The organism is Nocardia sp. JCM 38205 (assembly GCF_058222935.1).
In genome coordinates, this window is sequence record NZ_JBYHFL010000003.1 from 744,666 (window position 1) to 763,165 (window position 18,500).

At 68.7% G+C, this 18,500-nt stretch carries 13 protein-coding genes and 1 pseudogene; 9 read left to right on the forward strand and 5 right to left on the reverse strand.

The features are described from left to right. The first annotated feature begins 103 nt into the window (after positions 1-103). Positions 104-1,600, forward strand: a complete 1,497-nt coding sequence (gene eccB, locus AC4HOU_RS14970; RefSeq protein ID WP_195020637.1) for a type VII secretion protein EccB — start codon at positions 104-106, stop codon at positions 1,598-1,600. 63 nt (positions 1,601-1,663) lie between these two features. On the opposite strand, the gene eccA is transcribed toward eccB, so the two are convergent. Beyond that, positions 1,664-3,487 carry a type VII secretion AAA-ATPase EccA gene (gene eccA, locus AC4HOU_RS14975; RefSeq protein WP_163814541.1) on the reverse strand — a complete coding sequence of 608 codons (1,824 nt, stop codon included), beginning with the start codon at positions 3,485-3,487 and terminating at the stop codon, positions 1,664-1,666. Between the two features lie 240 nt (positions 3,488-3,727). On the opposite strand from eccA, the gene eccD reads away from it, so the two are divergent. Genes eccD through eccCa form a run of 3 tightly spaced genes read left to right on the forward strand, consistent with a single transcriptional unit; the run spans position 3,728 to position 10,683 of the window. Beyond that, a complete protein-coding gene (gene eccD, locus AC4HOU_RS14980; RefSeq protein ID WP_195006966.1) occupies positions 3,728-5,200 on the forward strand; it encodes a type VII secretion integral membrane protein EccD in 1,473 nt (490 codons plus the stop codon). Next, on the forward strand, positions 5,200-6,612 hold the full coding sequence (gene mycP, locus AC4HOU_RS14985; protein ID WP_163814542.1) for a type VII secretion-associated serine protease mycosin: 1,413 nt from the start codon (positions 5,200-5,202) through the stop codon (positions 6,610-6,612). The genes eccD and mycP overlap by 1 nt, the downstream gene beginning before the upstream one ends. Before the next feature lie 9 nt (positions 6,613-6,621). Next, entirely contained in the window at positions 6,622-10,683 is a 4,062-nt protein-coding gene (gene eccCa, locus AC4HOU_RS14990; RefSeq protein ID WP_195020638.1) for a type VII secretion protein EccCa, read from the forward strand. A gap of 93 nt (positions 10,684-10,776) precedes the next feature. Here the strand turns inward: eccCa and AC4HOU_RS14995 are convergent, their stop codons facing one another. From AC4HOU_RS14995 to AC4HOU_RS15005, 3 genes and pseudogenes are all read right to left on the reverse strand, one after another. After that, entirely contained in the window at positions 10,777-11,349 is a 573-nt protein-coding gene (locus AC4HOU_RS14995; RefSeq protein ID WP_163814544.1) for a GNAT family N-acetyltransferase, read from the reverse strand. A gap of 2 nt (positions 11,350-11,351) precedes the next feature. Then, complete coding sequence (locus AC4HOU_RS15000) at positions 11,352-11,816, reverse strand: UTRA domain-containing protein (RefSeq protein WP_228806982.1); 465 nt, start codon at positions 11,814-11,816, stop codon at positions 11,352-11,354. A 144-nt stretch (positions 11,817-11,960) separates the two neighbouring features. Next, positions 11,961-12,155, reverse strand: a pseudogene (locus AC4HOU_RS15005) (winged helix-turn-helix domain-containing protein); the annotation flags it as partial. A gap of 171 nt (positions 12,156-12,326) precedes the next feature. Between AC4HOU_RS15005 and AC4HOU_RS15010 the strand changes: the two are divergent. After that, entirely contained in the window at positions 12,327-12,827 is a 501-nt protein-coding gene (locus tag AC4HOU_RS15010) for a DUF4254 domain-containing protein (protein WP_163814546.1), read from the forward strand. 64 nt (positions 12,828-12,891) lie between these two features. Here the strand turns inward: AC4HOU_RS15010 and AC4HOU_RS15015 are convergent, their stop codons facing one another. Then, a complete protein-coding gene (locus tag AC4HOU_RS15015) occupies positions 12,892-16,593 on the reverse strand; it encodes a nucleotide-binding protein (RefSeq protein ID WP_324197393.1) in 3,702 nt (1,233 codons plus the stop codon). 396 nt (positions 16,594-16,989) lie between these two features. Between AC4HOU_RS15015 and infA the strand changes: the two genes are divergently transcribed. The 4 genes from infA (at position 16,990) to rpsK (ending at position 18,479) form a co-directional block, all read left to right on the forward strand. Next, the gene (gene infA, locus AC4HOU_RS15020) at positions 16,990-17,211 is read left to right on the forward strand and encodes a translation initiation factor IF-1 (protein ID WP_003418601.1); all 222 of its coding nucleotides are present in this window, start codon (positions 16,990-16,992) and stop codon (positions 17,209-17,211) included. 144 nt (positions 17,212-17,355) lie between these two features. Further along, entirely contained in the window at positions 17,356-17,469 is a 114-nt protein-coding gene (gene rpmJ / locus AC4HOU_RS15025) for a 50S ribosomal protein L36 (RefSeq protein ID WP_003938068.1), read from the forward strand. A 215-nt stretch (positions 17,470-17,684) separates the two neighbouring features. Continuing rightward, the gene (gene rpsM / locus AC4HOU_RS15030; protein ID WP_014349146.1) at positions 17,685-18,056 is read left to right on the forward strand and encodes a 30S ribosomal protein S13; all 372 of its coding nucleotides are present in this window, start codon (positions 17,685-17,687) and stop codon (positions 18,054-18,056) included. Between the two features lie 9 nt (positions 18,057-18,065). Then, entirely contained in the window at positions 18,066-18,479 is a 414-nt protein-coding gene (rpsK, locus tag AC4HOU_RS15035; RefSeq protein WP_014349147.1) for a 30S ribosomal protein S11, read from the forward strand. The last annotated feature ends 21 nt before the right edge of the window (positions 18,480-18,500 follow it).

The window sequence follows — 18,500 nt, forward strand, 5'->3', positions numbered from 1 at the left end:
GAAATCGGCTCGACGGGCCGCGTACCACGTCGATTGACACCGCCGTTTCGGCCGATACTGTAATTGCTCGAGTGAGGGGAGAACCCAGTTCTATGGAGGCCATGTGCCGGCACAGCTGACCACCCGGCAGCAGGTCAATGGATATCGATTCCTGTTGCGCAGGCTCGACCACGCGCTGGTGCGCCGGGATGTGCGGATGCTGCACGATCCGATGCGCTCACAGCTGCGTTCGCTGCTGGTCGGGGCGGTGCTCGGGCTGCTGGTCGTCGCCGGCGCGGCGATCCTGGCCTTCATCCGCCCGCAGGGCGCCATCGGCGACGCGAAGATCGTGATGGGCAAGGACAGCGGCGCGCTCTACGTCGTCGTCGCCGACAGCGACGGCGGTTCCACCCTGCACCCGGTGCTCAATCTCGCCTCGGCCCGGCTGATCAGCGGCAGCAGCGAGTCGCCGGCCTCGGTCAAGGACGCCAAGCTCGCCGAGATGCCGCGTGGACCGCTGCTCGGCATTCCGGGCGCGCCGTCGGCGCTGCCCGGCTCGGCGCAGGGCGATCGCTCCGATTGGACGCTGTGCGACACCGTCGAGCTGTCCATCACCGGCAGCGCCGCCTCGGCGTCCGGGGTGGACACCGCAGTGCTCGCGGCGCGCCCGGAACTGAGCGAACGAATCCGCGCCGCGCGGTCCGAGGAAGCCGTGCTTGTGCGCCGATCGGACCGCACCTACCTCATCTACGAGGGCAAACGCGCCGAAATCGACCCGGACAACAGCGTGCTCGCGCGGGCGCTCGACCTCTCCGGTGAACGTCCGCGCCCGGCAGGTACCGGCCTGCTCGGGGCGGCCACCCCGGTACCGCCCATCGCGGTTCCGCAGATTCCGAACGCGGGCAAGCCGGGCCCCGGCGCGCTGTCCGACATCCCGGTGGGCGGCGTCATCTCGGTCGCGGCCACCGGCAAGCAGCAGGGGGCCGAGCTGTATGTGGTGCTCAGCGAGGGTGTGCAGCACATCTCCGAGTTCACCGCCGAACTCATCCGCACCGCGAACTCGCAGGGCATGAGCCAGATCGAGGCCGTCCCGCCGGACGTGCTCACCGGCATTCCGGTGCTCTCGCAGCTGCCGGTCGATCATTTCCCGGCCGCCGTGCCTGCCATCCTGTCCGCCGAGGACGCGCCGGTCACCTGTGTGTCCTGGTCGAAGACCGATCAGGGCGAGGCCGATGCCGTCGACGGACCCACCGACCGCGCCTCGGCCGCCCTGCTCGTGGGCGCCAGGCTGCCGCTGCCCGAGGGTGCGCAACCGGTCTCGCTGGCCACCGCCGACGGCTCCGGCGACCGCATCGATCAGGCTTATCTGCGCCCGTCGTCGGGGGAGTTCGTGCACGTCACCGGCATGGAACCGGGGAGTCCGCGGCGCGGCAGCCTGTTCTACGTCGCCGATAACGGCATCCGCTACGGCATCCCGGATATCGATACCGCCATGGTGCTCGGCCTCGGCGATTCACCCGAGCCGGCGCCGTGGGCCATCGTCGGGCAGCTGGTGCCCGGCCCGACGCTGGCTCCCAGCGACGCGCTGACCAGGCACGACGTTTTGCCGCAGCGCAACTGAGCTAGCCGCCGCTCCGAGCTCGGGCCGTATCCGGTACGCCGGATACGGCACCCGGACCGATCGCTAGGACACCCCGAGCGAGGCCAGCACACCGGCCAGCGCGGCCTCCATGTCCGGCGCCTCGATCCGCATCAGCACCGATTCGTCGACCGCGGTCAGATCCAGCGACTCGTCGTTGGCCAGCCGGAACTCGCGCTCCTCCTCGGCGGCTTCGATCACATTGCGAACGAAACGGCCGTTACCGGCCAGGTCGATGCCGCGGCGCGGCTGGCCGCTCTGGTCGGTGCGTTCGGAGTTGTAGAGCCGCTCACAGGCCTGTTCCAGCAGCCGCACCGCGTCCTCGGACAGCTCCGAATCGCGCGAGGAGGCGATGAGTTTGCCGATCTGCCCCAGCTCGGGCGGGGTGTAGGAGGGGAACTGCAAGCGTTTGGCGAAACGCGAGGCCAGACCGTCGTTGGCGGCGAGCAGCCGGTCGATCTCACCGTCGTAGCCCGCGATGATCACCACCAGCCGGTCGCGGTCGTTCTCCATCCGGGCCAGCAGCGTGTCCACCGCCTCGCGGCCGAAGGCGTCACCGCCGGACAAACCGGTCTGGATCAGCGTGTAGGCCTCGTCGATGAACAGCACCCCGTCCATCGCGGTGTCGATCAGCTTGTCGGTCTTGATCGCGGTACTGCCCAGATGCTGGCCGACGAAATCCATCCGCTTGGCCTCGACCACCTTGTCGGTTTTGAGCAGGCCGACGCCGCAGTAGATCTTGGCCACCACCCGAGCAATGGTGGTCTTACCCGTTCCCGGCGGCCCGGTGAAGGCAAGATGGTTGCCGCGCGGCACGCTCGCCATGCCCTTCTCGGCCCGGATCTTGGCCAGCTGCGCCGTCGCTTGCAGCTTCGCGACCTGCGTCTTCACCGCCGTCAGGCCGATCTGACGATCCAGTTCGGCGCGGGCCTCGGTGAGGATCTTCTTGGCGCGGTCCTCGGCGTCGGCGGTTTGCAGCTGCTCCACCGACGGCGCCGAGGCCGGATCCCAGCGGTCGGTGCGGGCGTCGATGGACTCCTTGGTGGTGACCGTGATGCGGTAGCTCTTGTCCCGCATCGCCTCGGTGTTCGCGGTGAAGTCCGGCGCCTGCGAATACACCTGCTCGAACAGCGCCTGCGCTTCGTCCTCGCTGCCGGTTTCGCGCAGGCACAGGCCGCGGCAGAACATGGCCGTGGTGCGCGCGGCCGGAATCGGCCCGTTCTCGGCCTGCTCCATCCGCCGGATCGCCTCGCCGAACAACCCGAGCTGGGCGCAGGCCGAACCGACCATCACGTGCGCGCCGGTGGCCAGGTACGGGTCCTCCCATTCGGCCGACCCGGCCAGCACCGACATCACATCCGGCCAGCGCTGGGTGTTGAAATGCAGCACACCGCGGATATAGGCGCTGATCCGGTCGTCGATCTCGCGATCGGGATCCGACAGCATGCCCGCCCGGTACTCGGCCAGCTCGTCGAGCACCCGCTCGGCCTCGTCGTACTGCTTGCTCCCGATCAGGTTCGCGGCGTAGGCGAGCCAGATCTCGGTGTAGCTGGCCAGCGGATAGTCGATGTAGAGCCCGGAGACGAACCGCCCGGCCAGCGCTCGCGGCGCCAGGCCGAGCCTGCGCTGCTCGCGGTAGAGGGTGCTGGTGCTGGTGCGGTGCAGGTTCCGGATGACCTCATCGGTGACCTCGCCCGCCGCCGCCCGGCCCAGCCAGGCATCGCACATGGACGGATCCCATTCGGTAGCGCGCTGAAAAGCCAATTTCGCGTACTCGAGATCACGCGTCGATTCCTGTCCATCAATGCTCAGCCCGAGGGACAGGATTCCGGCATCGAAGGCGCGCTGTGCTTGACGGTTGCCGGTCATTGCATGGAACCCCGAAATCTTCATAACTGCGGCGGACACGGACGAGTTCGGCCCGGCCGCGACATAAATCGCGTCGGCATGGCCTGTCCGATACATTATTGTTCGCTGCCGGTAGGTTGCAACGTGGTCCGGTCGCAATATCGAGCCGGTGCCGCGGAGTGGCTCGCCGGTGGTTCGACGGGTAGGAATCCGGTCGCGAGTGTCTGAAACGTGCAGGAAAGAACTGGGGTCGTTCGACAATTGACCGAGACGTTGAGCAGCGGCGCCGGTACCGCTGAGCCAGAACTGTGCCGGGTTTCCGTCATCGGGGGAAATACCCAGCTCGATGTCGGGTTGCCGGCCAACGTGCCGATCGCGACCTTCATGGGCGATCTGGTGGCTCTCATCGAGTCCCGCAACCCCGCACCCGTCGACTCCGAAGACGGCGGCGCTCCGCTGCAGACTCGGCACTGGACGCTGGCCCGGCTGGGCCGTGACGCCATCGCGCCGAGCCGCACGCTCACCGAGGCGGAGGTCTTCGACGGCGAACTGCTCGTGCTGCGTTCGGTGAGCGCCAAGGAATCGCCGGCTCTGTTCGACGACGTCATCGATGCGGTATCCCGCTTGACCGCCAACGACTTTCGCGGCTGGTCGCCGAGCGCCGCGCGCTGGACCGGTTTGGTCGCCTCCGTGGTGGCCGCCGTGCTCGCGCTCGCCCTGTTCGCCGCCGGCCGCGACGCCGGGCTCGGAATCGCGGCCCCGTTCCTGGCCACCGGTGTCGGCATCGGCGCGGCGGTGGCCGCCGCCATCGCCGCGCGCAAGTACGACGACGAACTCACCGCGGTCTGGTTGTCTTTCGGTGCGCTGCTGCTGTTGTTCGGCGGCGCTGCCCTGTTCGTGCCCGGTGATCTCGGCAGTCCGCATCTGCTGCTGGGCTTTTCGGTGACGCTGGTCGCCGCGGTCGGCGTCTATCGCGCGACCGGCACCGGCGCCACCCTGTTCACCGCCGCGATCACGGTCGCGGTCTGCGGGGGAGTGGCCGCGCTGGTGCGCATGGTGTGGGATCCGGCGCTGCCGAAGATCGGTGCCGGCCTGCTGGTGGCGGCGATCGTGCTGATCTCGGCGGTGCCGCGGCTGTCGGCGGTGCTGGCGCGGCTCCCGGTGCCGCCGGTGCCCACCGCGGGCGGTGCGATCGACCCGGCCGATCATGAGCAGCGTCCCACCATCGAAGGCATCGGCGCGATCGGCGCCACCGCGTTGCCGTCGGCGGCCGGGCTCGGCCGGCGAGCACGCGTGGCCAATCAGTATCAGACCGGCCTGCTCATCGGTTGTGCGATCGCGGGCGTGACCGGTGCGCTCGGCGCCGCCGACCCGCTGGGCGATTCCCGCTGGCAGGGGGTCGCGCTCGCGGTGGTCACCGCCATCATCCTGTGCCTGCGTGGCCGGGCCTTCGCCGATCTCGCGCAGGCCGCCACCTTGATCATCGCCGGTGCGACCATCGTCGCCGCGCTGCTCACCGGGCTGGCTCTCGGCGGCGCCGATCCGCTGCTCTGCGGTGGGCTGCTGCTGGCACTGGCGGTGGCGGTCGTGGTGTTCGGCGTGATCGGCCCGCACATCGAGATCACCCCGGTGACACGGCGTTCCGGCGAGATCTTCGAATATCTGCTGATCTGCACGGTGATTCCGCTGGTGCTGTGGATCATGGGCGTGTACGCGATGGCACGGAATATCTGATGGGCAGGCGTGCCCATGCGGTGGCCGCCGCTATCACGCTGAGTCTTGCTGGCTTCGGCCTGCCGGCGGCACATGCCGTCCCGCCACCGGAGATCGATCCCGGTGCGCTGGCCGCGGCACAGGCTCTCAGTGGTCGCCCGGCGCCCCTCGAACCCACCGAACAGCGATCGGTCTGTGCCGAACCGGTGCTCAACGGTGGCCCACCCGTCGAGGTCCCGGTGTCCCAGGCCGTGCTCGATCTGCCCTCGGCCTGGCAGTTCAGCCGAGGGGCCGGGCAGAAAGTGGCGGTGATCGATACCGGCGTCAACCGCCATCCCCGGCTGCCCGCGTTGCAGGCAGGCGGTGATTACGTCTCCGGTACCGACGGAACCGTCGACTGCGATGGACATGGCACCCTGGTCGCGGGCATCATCGCGGCCCGGCCGAGCCCCGATGACGCCTTCGCCGGTGTGGCGCCGGAGGCGGAGATCCTCACCATCCGGCAGCTGAGCCTGGCGTTCGAGGCCAAGGATCGCCGCGGTTCGCAGGAGAAGCCGGGCGCCATCGCCAGTGCGGGCTACGGCAATGTTCTCACCCTCGCCGCGGCCGTCGTGCGGGCCGTCGACATGGGTGCGACGGTGATCAATATCTCCGAAGTGGCCTGTGCCGCAGCGGGAGTCGACACCGTCGACGAGCCGCTCGGCGCGGCGGTGAAGTACGCCTACGACCGCAATGTGGTGGTGGTCGCGGCGGCGGGCAATCTCCAGACCGACGGCGCCTGTAAAGCGCAGAACACCGGATCCGGGTGGGCGGGGGTGCAGACGGTGGCGAGCCCCGCCTGGTTCGACCCGTATGTGCTCTCGGTCGCCTCGGTCGATCCGAACGGCGTCGTGTCCGAACTTTCGCTGAACGGCCCGTGGATCGGTGTCGCCGCCATCGGCCGCCAGATCGTCTCCCTCGACAGCAAACCCGGCGGCGTCGGCCTGGTGGACGGCGTGCAGACCGCCGAAGGCATCAGCCCCATCGAGGGCACCAGTTTCGCCGCACCCTACGTCGCCGGCCTGGCCGCCCTCGTCCGTTCCCGTTTCCCGGAACTGACCGCCGCCCAGGTGATCGACCGGATCGAACGCACCGCGCACGCACCGGGGCCCGGCCGCGACGACCGTATCGGCCACGGCCTGATCGACCCCGTGGCCGCGCTGACCGCGGAACTGCCCGATCAGCCGATCAGCGAAGGCGCCGACGTCCCGAGCCCGATGGCGCAGCCGTGGCGCCCGCCCGGCCCGGACCCGCTGCCACGCCGCATCGCCGCCATCGGTGCGATCACCTGCCTGGCCGTGCTGGGGATCGGCACCGCGCTGTGGATCCCGTTCCGTCGCCGCGGCGAGGACGCCGACATCTCCGACCTCGACCCGGAAGCAACAGAGGGGTAGCGGACCGCCATGGTTACCGAAGGTTTCGTGCGACGCCCGAGGATCGCGCCGCCGCGCGCACCCGGCGGGGAAGTCGCGTTGAACTCCCCGCCGGAGATCCCGCGCCCGCTGCCCGCTCCGCTGCTGGTCAAGCTGATGCCGGTGGTGATGCTCGTCGCCGTCGTCGGCATGATCGCGATGATGGCGATGATGGGCCGCAACCTGTTCGCCAATCCGATGATGATGATGTTCCCGATGATGATGATCATGTCGATGGTCGGCATGATGTTGGGAATGCGCAGCGGCGGCGGACCGAAGTCGGCGGCCGAGCTCAACGAGGAACGCAAGGACTACTTCCGTTACCTCGACCAGATGCGAAAAGACGTGCGCCGCACCGGAAGTAAACAGCTCGAGGCACTTACCTGGAGCCATCCCGAGCCGATGGACCTGCGCTCGGTGATCGGAACCCGCCGCATGTGGGAACGCCGCCCGGCCGACCCGGATTTCGGGCATGTCCGCGTCGGCATCGGCAGCCACCGCCTCGCCACCAAACTGGCCCGCCCGGAGACCGGCCCGCTCGAGGACCTCGAACCGGTGTCGACGGTGGCGCTGCGCCGGTTCGTGCGCACCCATTCGGTGGTGCACCGCCTCCCGACGGCGGTCTCGTTGCGCGCGTTCCCCGCCATCAATATCGGCGGGGTCGCCGAGGAGGCGCGCACCCTGGTGCGGGCCATGCTGATGGAGCTGGCCGCCTTCCACGGCCCCGACCACGTCGCGATCGCGATCGTCTGCGCCGACCCGGACGGGCCGAACTGGGCATGGGCGAAATGGCTTCCGCACCTGCAACATCCGACGATGCGCGACGGTATGGGCTCGGCCCGGATGATGTACGGCTCACTGGGTGAACTGGAAACCGCGCTGTCCGCGGAGCTGATCGAACGCGGCCGGTTCATGCGCAATCCGCAGCCGACGCAGGGCAGGCTGCATCTGGTGGTCGTCATCGACGATGGCTACGTCAACGGCACCGAACGCCTGGTCAGCGAATCCGGCCTGGACTCGGTGACCGTGCTCGACCTCACCGCACCCGAGGACGGGCTCGCGGTGCGCCGTGGCCTGCAGCTCGTGGTCGCCGACGGCGACGTCAGCGCGCGCAGCGCGGCGGGCATCGAGAAGTTCGCCACCGCCGACGAGGTCAGCATCGCCGAAGCCACCGCGTTCGGTCGCGGCCAGGCCCGCTACCGCATTGCTACCGCCGCCCAGATCGTCAGCCTCGGCGACGAGACCAGGGCAGATCCCGGTCTGATGGCGCTGCTCAAGATTCCCGACGCCGCCCAGATCGAAGCCTCGAAGGTGTGGCGTCCGCGCACCGCCCGCGAACGGCTGCGGGTGCCGATCGGCGTCACACCCGACGGCACGCCGGTCGAGATCGACATCAAGGAGTCGGCCGAGAACGGCATGGGCCCGCACGGATTGTGCATCGGCGCCACCGGCTCCGGTAAATCGGAGTTCCTGCGGACGTTGGTGTTGTCGCTGGTCACCACGCATTCACCGGACTACCTCAACCTGGTGCTCGTCGACTTCAAGGGCGGTGCGACCTTCCTCGGACTCGATCCGCTGCCGCATGTGGCGGCGGTGATCACCAACCTCGAGGAAGAGCTATCGATGGTCGACCGGATGAAGGACGCGCTGGCCGGCGAGATGAACCGGCGCCAGGAGTTGCTGCGCGCAGCGGGCAATTTCGCCAATGTCACCGAGTACGAGAAGGCCCGTGCGGCGGGCGCTCAGCTCGATCCGCTGCCCGCGCTGTTCGTCATCGTCGACGAGTTCTCCGAATTGCTGTCACAGAAACCGGATTTCGCCGACCTGTTCGTGATGATCGGCCGCCTCGGCCGCTCACTGCACGTGCATCTGCTGCTGGCCTCGCAGCGCCTCGAGGAGAACAAGCTGCGCGGCCTGGACTCGCATCTGTCCTACCGGATCGGCCTGCGGACCTTCTCGGCCAACGAATCTCGTGCGGTGCTCGGTATCACCGACGCGTACCACCTGCCGGGCATCCCCGGCTCGGGCTATCTCAAGAGCGACGCCGACGATCCGTTGCGCTTCAACGCCACCTACGTCTCCGGGCCCTACGTCTCACCGACCGGCACCCGCGAGGCAGGCGGCAGCGTCAGCAGCGGGCAGGCACCTGCGGTGTTCACCGCCGCGCCGGTGGAGATGCCGGAAAGGATCGAGCCCGCGCCCGAACCGGCGGGTCCACTCGGCCTGCCCGAGCTGCCCCCGCCGCCCGGCACCGAGACCGCGGATACCGAAGAGGGCCTGCCCGATTCGCTGCTCGAGGTCGTGGTCAAACGGCTGACCGGGCACGGACGGCCGGCGCACGAGGTGTGGCTGCCGCCATTGGACGAATCACCGACCGTCGACATGCTGCTGCCCGACCCGGACTGGCGTTCTCCGGCCAACCGGCACGGGCAGCTGTGGATGCCCATCGGCATCATCGACAAGCCCTACGAACAGCGCCGCGATGTGCTCACCATCAACCTGGCCGGCGGCCAGGGCAATGTCGCCGTGGTCGGCGGTCCGCAGTCGGGTAAGTCGACGACCATGCGCACCATCATCATGGCCGCGGCCGCCACCCACTCCCCGGAGCAGGTGCAGTTCTACTGCCTCGACTTCGGCGGTGGCAGCATGACCGGCTTGTCCGGGATCCCGCACGTCGGCTCCGTGGCCGGCCGCCTCGACCGCGATCGGGTGCGACGCACCATCGCTGAGCTCACCTCGCTGCTCACCCAGCGCGAGGAACGATTCACCGAACTCGGCATCGAGTCCATGGTGGAGTTCCGTCGCCGCAAATACGCCCAGCTCGAAGCCGCCGCCAACGGCAACCCACCGGCACCCGACGACCCGCTGGCCGCCGACCAGTTCGGCGACGTCTTCCTGGTCATCGACGGCTGGGCGGCCATGCGCGAGGAATTCGACACCCTGGAGCCTGCCGTCAACGCCATCGCCCAGCAGGGCCTGTCCTACGGCATCCACCTCATCCTCGGTGCCTCGCGCTGGGGCGAGATCCGGCCGGTGATCAAGGACCAGATCGGCACCCGGCTGGAGCTGCGCCTCGGCGATCCCTCGGATTCGGAAATGGGCAGGCGCACCGCGGCCTTGGTGCCCGTCGGACGCCCGGGCCGCGGCCTGACCCCCGATGAGCTGCACATGCTGATCGCCCTGCCGCGGCTGGACTCCGACTCGGATCCCACCACCCTCACCGACGGTGTCGCGGCCGCCAAGAAACAGCTGGTACAGCTGTGGGGCACCAGGCGCGCCCCCGAGGTGCGCATGCTGCCGCTGGAGATCTCCCGGGATCAGGTGCTGGCCATCGCCCGCGCGCACGGCGTCCGGCAGAGCGCGACCAAGGTCGTGGTCGGGCTCGGGGAGAACGAACTGGATCCGTTCGTGCTGGATTTCGACGCCGAACCGCACTTCATGGCCTTCGCCGACGTCGAATGCGGCAAGACCACCCTGCTGCGCAATATCGCCATGGGCGTGGTGGAGAACTCCGCGCCCGGTGAGGCCAGGATCATCATGATCGACTACCGCCGCAGCCTGCTCGGAGTCGTCCCCGATGAACGCCTGGCGGGCTATTCCACCTCCTCGCAGACCAGCGGACCGATGATCACCGAACTGGCCCGCTACCTGTCCAAACGCATCCCCGGCTCCGACATCACCCCGCAGCAGCTGCGCGACCGCAGCTGGTGGGAAGGCCCGGAGATCTACGTTCTGGTCGACGACTACGACATGATCACCGCGGGTACCAATCCGCTGCTGCCGCTGCTGGAATACCTGCCCCAGGCCCGCGATATCGGTCTGCACCTGGTGGTCACCCGGCGCATCGGCGGCGTCTCCCGCGCGCTCTACGACCACGTGCTCGGCGGTATGAAGAACCTGTCCGTCGACGCGCTGATCATGAGCGGCCCGCGCGACGAAGGCAAACTGATCGGCGACGTCCGCCCCACCAAACTCCCACCCGGTCGCGGCATGCTGGTCTCCCGCACCCGGGGCCAGGAGATGATCCAGATCGCCCACCTGCCACCGCTGTAGGCGATCGTTCCGCTGCGCGCGAGCCCGGCATCGAGCTCGGGCACTGCCGTGCGAGTTCGAGCGATATCCGTCGCGTAGGTCGCGAGTGCCGGATCAGCCGTGTACCGGGGTGAACACGGGAGCGCTGTCGTGGCGTGCCGGCGTCCACGAATCGGTGCGCCGCTCGAACAATGCCCGCGACGGACCGAGCGTCGCGTCGCCGGCGATCCGGGCCAGCTGGAAGCCGGCCCTGCGGTAGTAGGCGTGCAGGTCGGTGTTGGTGGTCCAAGCATCGAGCCGCACCCAATCCCGGCCGTACTCGCGGCCCAGCTCGCCCGCGTGGGCGAGCAGCCGACGGCCGACCCCGCGGCCCGCGTAACGCAGATCGACGATCATGTAGTGCACGATCACCGCGTCGGAGAGCTCATCGGGATCCCAGAGTCCTTGATCGGCCCGATCGTTCACGGTGATCGTGCCCGCGGGCCTGCCGCACACCTCGGCGATCCAGGTTTCCCCGGCGTCGAGGCAGCGGCCCACCGACCGCGCGAAGATCTCGATCGGCAGGCCCCGCCCGGCCACGGTCCACTGGTCCGAACCGCGCGCGCTCAGCCATGCGGTGCGCTGTACCCGAAGCCGGCAGATGGTACCGAGGTCGGCGAGCACCGCGGGCCGGATGACCACGGACATGGCTACGCGATGCCGGGCCGATAGGAACTGCCGAGGGCGCGGCGGATCACGGCCGTGCCCTCGTCGTCACCTAGTTCATAGGCCAGCCGATTGCGAGTGGCGATCGAACGATGCCTGGTGGCGCGGGTGACGCGTTCATGATTGGCGCCGATCCGAAGGTGATCGAGCAGAACGGTGCCGGTGGCGACTCCGAGCACAATGGCCTCCTCGGCGGTTGCGGGCCGGGCGACGACGGTATCGCGATGGGCGGTCTCGGCGTGGCCACGATCGGCCAGTCGGCGAGTCGTACCCTCGGGAATGTCGTGCGGTGAGTCGATTCCGGTGGCTTCGGCGAGATCACGCGGATAGAAACTGACCTCCCAGGACCACGGTTCGTTATCCAAATACTGGACGACCGTGCGGGCGAGCACCCAGGAATCAGCCGGAACGCCCAGCCATTGCGCCACTTCCGTACCGGCGGGCTCCATACGGGCGCTGAATTCCTTGCTGGGTTCGCGATCGGCGGCGCGCGCGATTTCCTCGAAAATGTCATGTGCCGACCGTGGCCGATTCGGTCGGATATGATCTGTGACCACGGATTCGAGTACTTCCTGGTTTCGGACCAGCGTTCCACGGGAAGTAGCTGTGTAGACAAGGTTCTCGGTGACCAGAACCTGAATTGCGTTGCGCGCGGTAGTGATCGAAACCTGCATCTGATCGGCCAGCTCGGCATGGCTGGGCAGTCGATCACCCGGCTTCCACCTGCCTGCGCGGATCTCCTCGCGGAGGAGGTCTGCGATCCGGTGATACGTCGGACCGTCCGCCATCTTGCTCCTCGGTTGGTCGTGCAGGTAACGAAGTGTACACTTTTCGGCCCACTACGGCCCGATTACGCTTGACAGGGGTTTTCCGAGGTTTATTGTAATGAACGTACTGATCCGGTGTTGTGCGGCGATGACGGCGAGGCAACCGTGGCAGGTTCGGATACAACAGTCGTAATGGCTCTTCCCGGCACTCAGCGAAGTGCCGATCCGGTGGCGCAGCCCCAGATTTCCGGGCCGCTGCCGACCTCGGATCTACTTGTCAGAGCGTGCCGAGGGCACCGTGTTATCGGCGGTCAGCTGCTCTGGTATGCCCGTGACCTGGCGATTCTGCATGAGAGACGGCTGGTCGGCCGGGGCGGATCGATCGACACCCGGCCCTCGACCGTCATCGAAATCGAGCGCCGCCGAGGCGAATTGGTGATGGCGATCGATGACTGGGTGGTGCGCAATGTCCCTCAGCACCGGCTGGGCGCCACCCTGCATACCGAAACCATCGGCGCGGTGATCGACCGGCTGGCCGAGGCGTCCGTGCGGGCCCATCACGCGTTGATGACCCTCGACGCCCACGATGATCTGCTGCACAGCGCCTGGCATCACCTGGCCGAACTGGCCGACGCCTACGACGACCTGGTACGCGACGTACTGGCCGGTCGGCGCAGGCTGCCCGAATGGTGAGCGGGCGGGGCGGCGGAACAGTGTGCTGAGAAGGTCGCGGCCGGGTAACGGCCGCGACCTCTCGTCAACCCCGGTAGCGGCGGTGATCGGTCGCGAAGTCATCGGCGACCGTCGCCGCCAGTTCCACATATGCCCGCTTGGTCTGCTTGTGCAGCCGGTGCAGATCGATCTCCGCGCCCTCGGACATGTGCTGGTCGAACGGGATGATGTGCACCGCGCGACAGCGCGACAGGAAGTACTCGCGCAACTGCTGGATGCCCACATTCGGTGATCCGGCGCGTGGAGAGTTGATCACCACCACCGCGTTTCGCACCAGATGGTCGTGCCCGTGCAGCGACAACCAGTCCAGTGTCGCGGCGGCACTGCGGGCGCCGTCGATCGCGGGGGAGGAGATCAACACCAGCGAATGTGCCAGCTCCAGCACACCGGCCATGGCCGAGTGCATCAGACCGGTGCCGCAGTCGGTGAGGATGATGTTGTAGAACCGCTGCAAGATCCGCGCGACGGCCCGGTACTCGTCCTCGTTGAACGCCTCCGACGCCGCCGGATCGCGTTCACTGGCAAGTACTTCCAGTCGGCTGGTGGCCTGCGAGGTGTGCCTGCGCACGTCCGAGTAGCGCTGGATCGAGGAATCGAGCAGCAGGTCGCGCACCGTCGACCGGGTCTGCAACGGCACCCGCTGCGACAAGGTGCCGAAGTCCGGGTTGGCGTCGACGGCGATCACGCGGTCGCCGCGGATCGAGGCGAAGGTCGAGCCCAGACCCATGGTGGTCGTGGTCTTGCCGACACCACCCTTCAGCGAGAGCACCGCGATGCGGTAATCGCCTCGCACCGGCTGCCGAATCCGCGCCACCAACTCCTGCAACCGGCGTTCCTCGGCCGACATGCCCGGGTTGATGGCGCCGCCCGACACATGGTGCACCGCCTTACGCCAGCCGGAGCCCGCAGGCTTCTTGGCCGCGCGCCCTCGGATCGGCACATTGTCCAGCGACGGTGTCGGCACCGGTGGCTGCTGTTGCATGCCCCACTGCTGCGGCTGCGCGGGCTGCTGCGGTGGGTTCGCACCGTGCGCCGCGGAATGCTGCGGCGGAACAGGATGCTGTGGCTGTACCGGATGCTGTGGCTGCACGGGATGCTGTGGCGCCGAGGGATATTCCGGTGCGGCGTGCGGACCCGGCGCAGAGAGCGGAGCTCGATTCGGCGCCATCGGGCCCGGGGCCTGCGGATAACCGTGCGGACCCGGCGCCTGATCGCTCGGCGCGCGCATGGGCGCTGGATGATGCGGCCCCGGCGCCTCGGGACCGGGTGCGACCGGGCCCTGCCACTGCGGGGCGTTCGGTCCAGGTCGACCCTGCTGGTCGGCGCCACGCGGCCCGACCTGCGACGGATGTTCGGGCGCTCGCAACGAATTCTGCTCGGTGCCGGTGATCGGTTGCGACGGCTGCGGGCGCTCGAAGCCGGACGAATGGGTAGCAGGCGTGGTGTAGATGCTCTGCGATCCACCCCGGCCAGCTTCCGGCTCGACTGCGGGAGCCGACTCGCTCACCGGTGCCGCGAAGGAGCGCGGCGGCTGGGCGATAGGTGACGGCCCGACCGCGGACTCGGCCGCGGATTGCCCGGTGTGCCACGACTGTTCGGGGGCGGTCGGCCGGGCTTGCTCGGTGCCACTGCCGGTGCCACTGCCGATGCCGGTGACCGGCTGGGAGGGCAGCGGGTGCTCGGAGCCCGACGTATGGGGCGAAGCCGCGGCGTGCGGATTCTGCGGTTGGCCCGGTACGGGGCCGTCCGCCGCCGGTGGCGCCGCCTGCTGCGGACGTGCCTCGGCAGCGTCGGCCGGAGTGGCGCGGACCTGGTCTGCCGACGCGTCCGGCCCCTCGGACGGCAGCCAGTGCCGGCCACGCATGGTCGACACCGCACTGTCCGCCGGGCTGGGGCGACCCTCAGAAGCCGGGGCGCGGTTCGGATCGACGGCCTGCTCGACGGCGCCCGACTGCGCTGAGCGGGGTGCCTCATCAGGACGGCGCACCGCGACGTCATCGGCCGGTGTCGATGAGATCGGTTTCGGCGAGCCAGTCGCCGAATCGGTCCGCAGATCGCTCGGGGCTCCTCGATCGTCGGCATCGGGAGCCGACGCAGGATCGCTCGCAGCGTTACTCGGCACCGATTCGGCTGCGTCCGTGGAAGCTCGGGGCCGGCTCGGCGGTGGCGGCAGGTCGGGCAGCCGCGGCAGCGGGCGCTGCGCGGTCGGCTGCTCGGGCGTGTTCGCGGAGTCCGCCGGCGCGAGCCACGCCGGCGGTGCCTCGGCGGGTCCGGCACCCGCGACGGATGCCGACGCCTGCGAGCCGGACGTGCGATTCGATGTTGCGTCGGGGGAGGTCTGCGCTGTCGCTGGAGTTGTACCCGCGGAAGTTCCGCTGCCTTCGCCGGTCTCGCGGCCCTCGGCCTGATCACCTTCGGCGGCCCGCGGTCCCTCCAACCACGATGGCGGCTCCGCGGTCGGCGTCTCCGCGCGGTCGACGGACAACGCGTCGGGGCCACCCTGCGAGGAAGCCCGCTCGGAGACTGCCGGTCGATCAGCCGTCGACGTCGCGTCGGCCGAGGTTGCCTGCGAGGGCGCGATCGGATCCTGCGGTGAGGAGGCGTGCGGCTGCTGCGCGATCGGGGGCTGTGGCGACGAGGCGTGCGGCTGCGGCTGCTGCGCGATCGGGGTCTGCGGCGTCGACGCGTGCCCCTGCGGCGGTTGCGGTGCGAGCGGGATCTGCGGTGAGGAGGCGTGTGGCTGCTGTGCGATCGGGGTCTGGGGCGTCGACGTGTCTGGCTGCGGTGCGATCGGAGTCTGTGGCGTCGGCGCGTGTCGCTGCGGCGGTTGCGGTGCGAGCGGGATCTGCGGTGAGGAGGCGTGTGGCAGCGGCGCGATCGGAGTCTGTGGCGTCGGCGCGTGCCGCTGCGGCGGTTGCGGTGCGAGCGGGATCTGTGGCGACGAGGCGTGCGGCTGCGGTGCGATCGGAGTCTGCGGTGAGGAGGCGTGTGGCAGCGGTGCGATCGGAGTTTGCGGTGCAGGGGTGTGAGTCGGGGCCTGCGGTGGGGCGGGCGGCGCGGGTGGATGCGAGCGCGGGCCGAGATGCACCGTCGCCTCGGTCGAGATCGGCTGCTGATCGACCGGCGGCTGTGGTGGGCGCGGCCCGAGCGGCTGGAACTCGGCCGGCGGTTCGCTCGGGGTGCGGGTCGGCAGCTGCGCCGACGGACGGTCGGCGGTCTGAGCCGGACCCTGCTGCCATGAGTTGTCCGGACCCGGGCGGTAGGGCTGCTGGGTGGGGGCGGATTGATACGGGTCGGCCGGACCGGATTCGGGGGACCGGTCCGCAGGCCGGTAGTCGGCCGGGCGCTGCTCGAACGGCGGCGCGCTCTGCCTGCCGCCGTCGAGTTGCTGCGGTGGGTTCGACCATTGATCTCCGGGTCGCGACGTGCGAGGTCCGACCTCATTACGCTCGCCGGCGTGCTCCTCGACCTGGTGGTCGTCGTTCTTGTCCCGGCGCCAGGGTTTGCGGCGCTTCTCCTTGCGGGGGCCGGGGGCGTCGGAGCGGTCGCCCTCGGGAGCCGGCCGCTTGAAGCGGCGCTTGGGGGCGGGGGTGTCCTCGATCAGTTCGTCGTGCGGAAGGTTCTGAACCGGTGGGGCTTCGTAGTCGATCTGCTGCCCGACCTGGGTGACCTCGCTGTCGGAGAGCCACGGCGGCAGCATGGGGAGGCCGTCATTGCTGCGGCTCACGCATCCCCCTCTGATGTGCTGGACCTCGGACAGCGGTCAGTTTACGCGACAGCCGGGTTCCGGCGTGGGCGAGGCAGTTCCCACATTTGCCTGCCCCGGAGGCTCTGCGTGGTTACGCTTCGCCGCCGCCTCCGAAGCACGCCCCGGGGCAGGCGGTGCTCCGATGGGAAGGCTCGCGGTGGGTGCTCCGCGCCGTGCGCCGAGAGCCCCGTGATGGGGGACTGTGGGCGTGTTTTGCCCGATCGGGCGCCTGCCGGTAAGCTTGAGCGGCGGTGCACCTATGCGCCGACTGTTCGCATGCGACCGGTCCGGGCTCAAGCAGTCCATACCGACCGGTTGCATTCGGGCGGTACCACCAATCAGACCAGGTTGAGCATAACCGGGATCGCGGAGGATATGGCGAAGAAAGACGGGGCCATCGAGGTCGAGGGTCGAGTTGTCGAGCCGCTGCCCAATGCGATGTTCCGGATCGAGCTCGAGAACGGGCACAAGGTTCTCGCGCACATCAGCGGCAAGATGCGGCAGCACTACATCCGCATCCTGCCGGAGGACCGTGTGGTCGTCGAGCTCTCGCCCTACGACCTGTCCCGCGGCCGTATCGTTTATCGCTATAAGTGAGTCGGCGAGCGGTCCCTGCTCGCGATTGGCTGCCCACAAGACTTCCTCGATCCACGGACCGGGGGAAACAGGAATTCCCCAGCCGGCAGGCTGGGGAAAAGCTGTGTTCACAGCACGTGTGAACCACAACAAGATTGGACGGACGTGAAGGTTCAGCCGAGCGTCAAGAAGATCTGCGAGAAGTGCAAGGTGATCCGCCGTAACGGCCGGGTCATGGTGATCTGCGAGAACCTGCGCCACAAGCAGCGTCAGGGCTGACACCAGCCAAGCACCGAACGCGGTTCGGATTGGCACACCAATTGAATGGGCGAGCGCCACTCGCCCGAGAAGAACTCCCAGCTCCAGCCGTGCACTGCGGAATTCGGGTTCACCCCCGAGGTGCATGAGCCAACCCCCGGTACGGAGGCCGGGGCCCCGCCACGACGAGGGGACGGACAGGGAGCAGACCTCCGCAACGATTAAGGAACTGCCACATGGCACGTCTCATGGGCGTCGATCTCCCGCGCGAAAAGCGCATGGAGATCGCACTGACCTACATTTTCGGTATCGGCCGTACCCGCGCCAAGGAAATCCTGGCGGCGACCTCGGTCAGCCCGGATCTGCGGTCGAAGGATCTGACCGACGACGATCTGACCAAGCTGCGCGACTACATCGAAGCCTCGGAGTTCAAGGTCGAAGGTGACCTGCGCCGCGAGGTGCAGGCCGACATTCGTCGCAAGATCGAAATCGGCTGCTACCAGGGCCTGCGTCATCGTCGCCACCTGCCGGTGCGCGGCCAGCGCACCAAGACCAATGCGCGTACGCGCAAGGGTCCGAAGAAGACCGTCGCCGGCAAGAAGAAGTAGGGATAACCGATGCCTCCGAAGTCACGGGCCTCCGGCCCCAAGAAGACCCAGAAGTCGCGTCGCCGGGAAAAGAAGAACGTCCCGCACGGCCACGCGCACATCAAGTCCACGTTCAACAACACGATCGTGTCGATCACCGACCCGTCCGGCAACGTCATCTCCTGGGCGTCCTCCGGCCACGTCGGTTTCAAGGGTTCGCGCAAGTCGACCCCGTTCGCCGCGCAGCTGGCCGCCGAGAACGCGGCCCGCAAGGCGCAGGAGAACGGCGTCAAGAAGGTCGACGTGTTCGTCAAGGGCCCCGGTTCGGGCCGCGAGACCGCGATCCGTTCGCTGCAGGCCGCGGGCCTGGAAGTGGGCACGATCTCCGATGTCACCCCGCAGCCGCACAACGGCTGCCGTCCGCCCAAGCGGCGTCGCGTCTAACGGGAAAGGAAGGTAGACCAC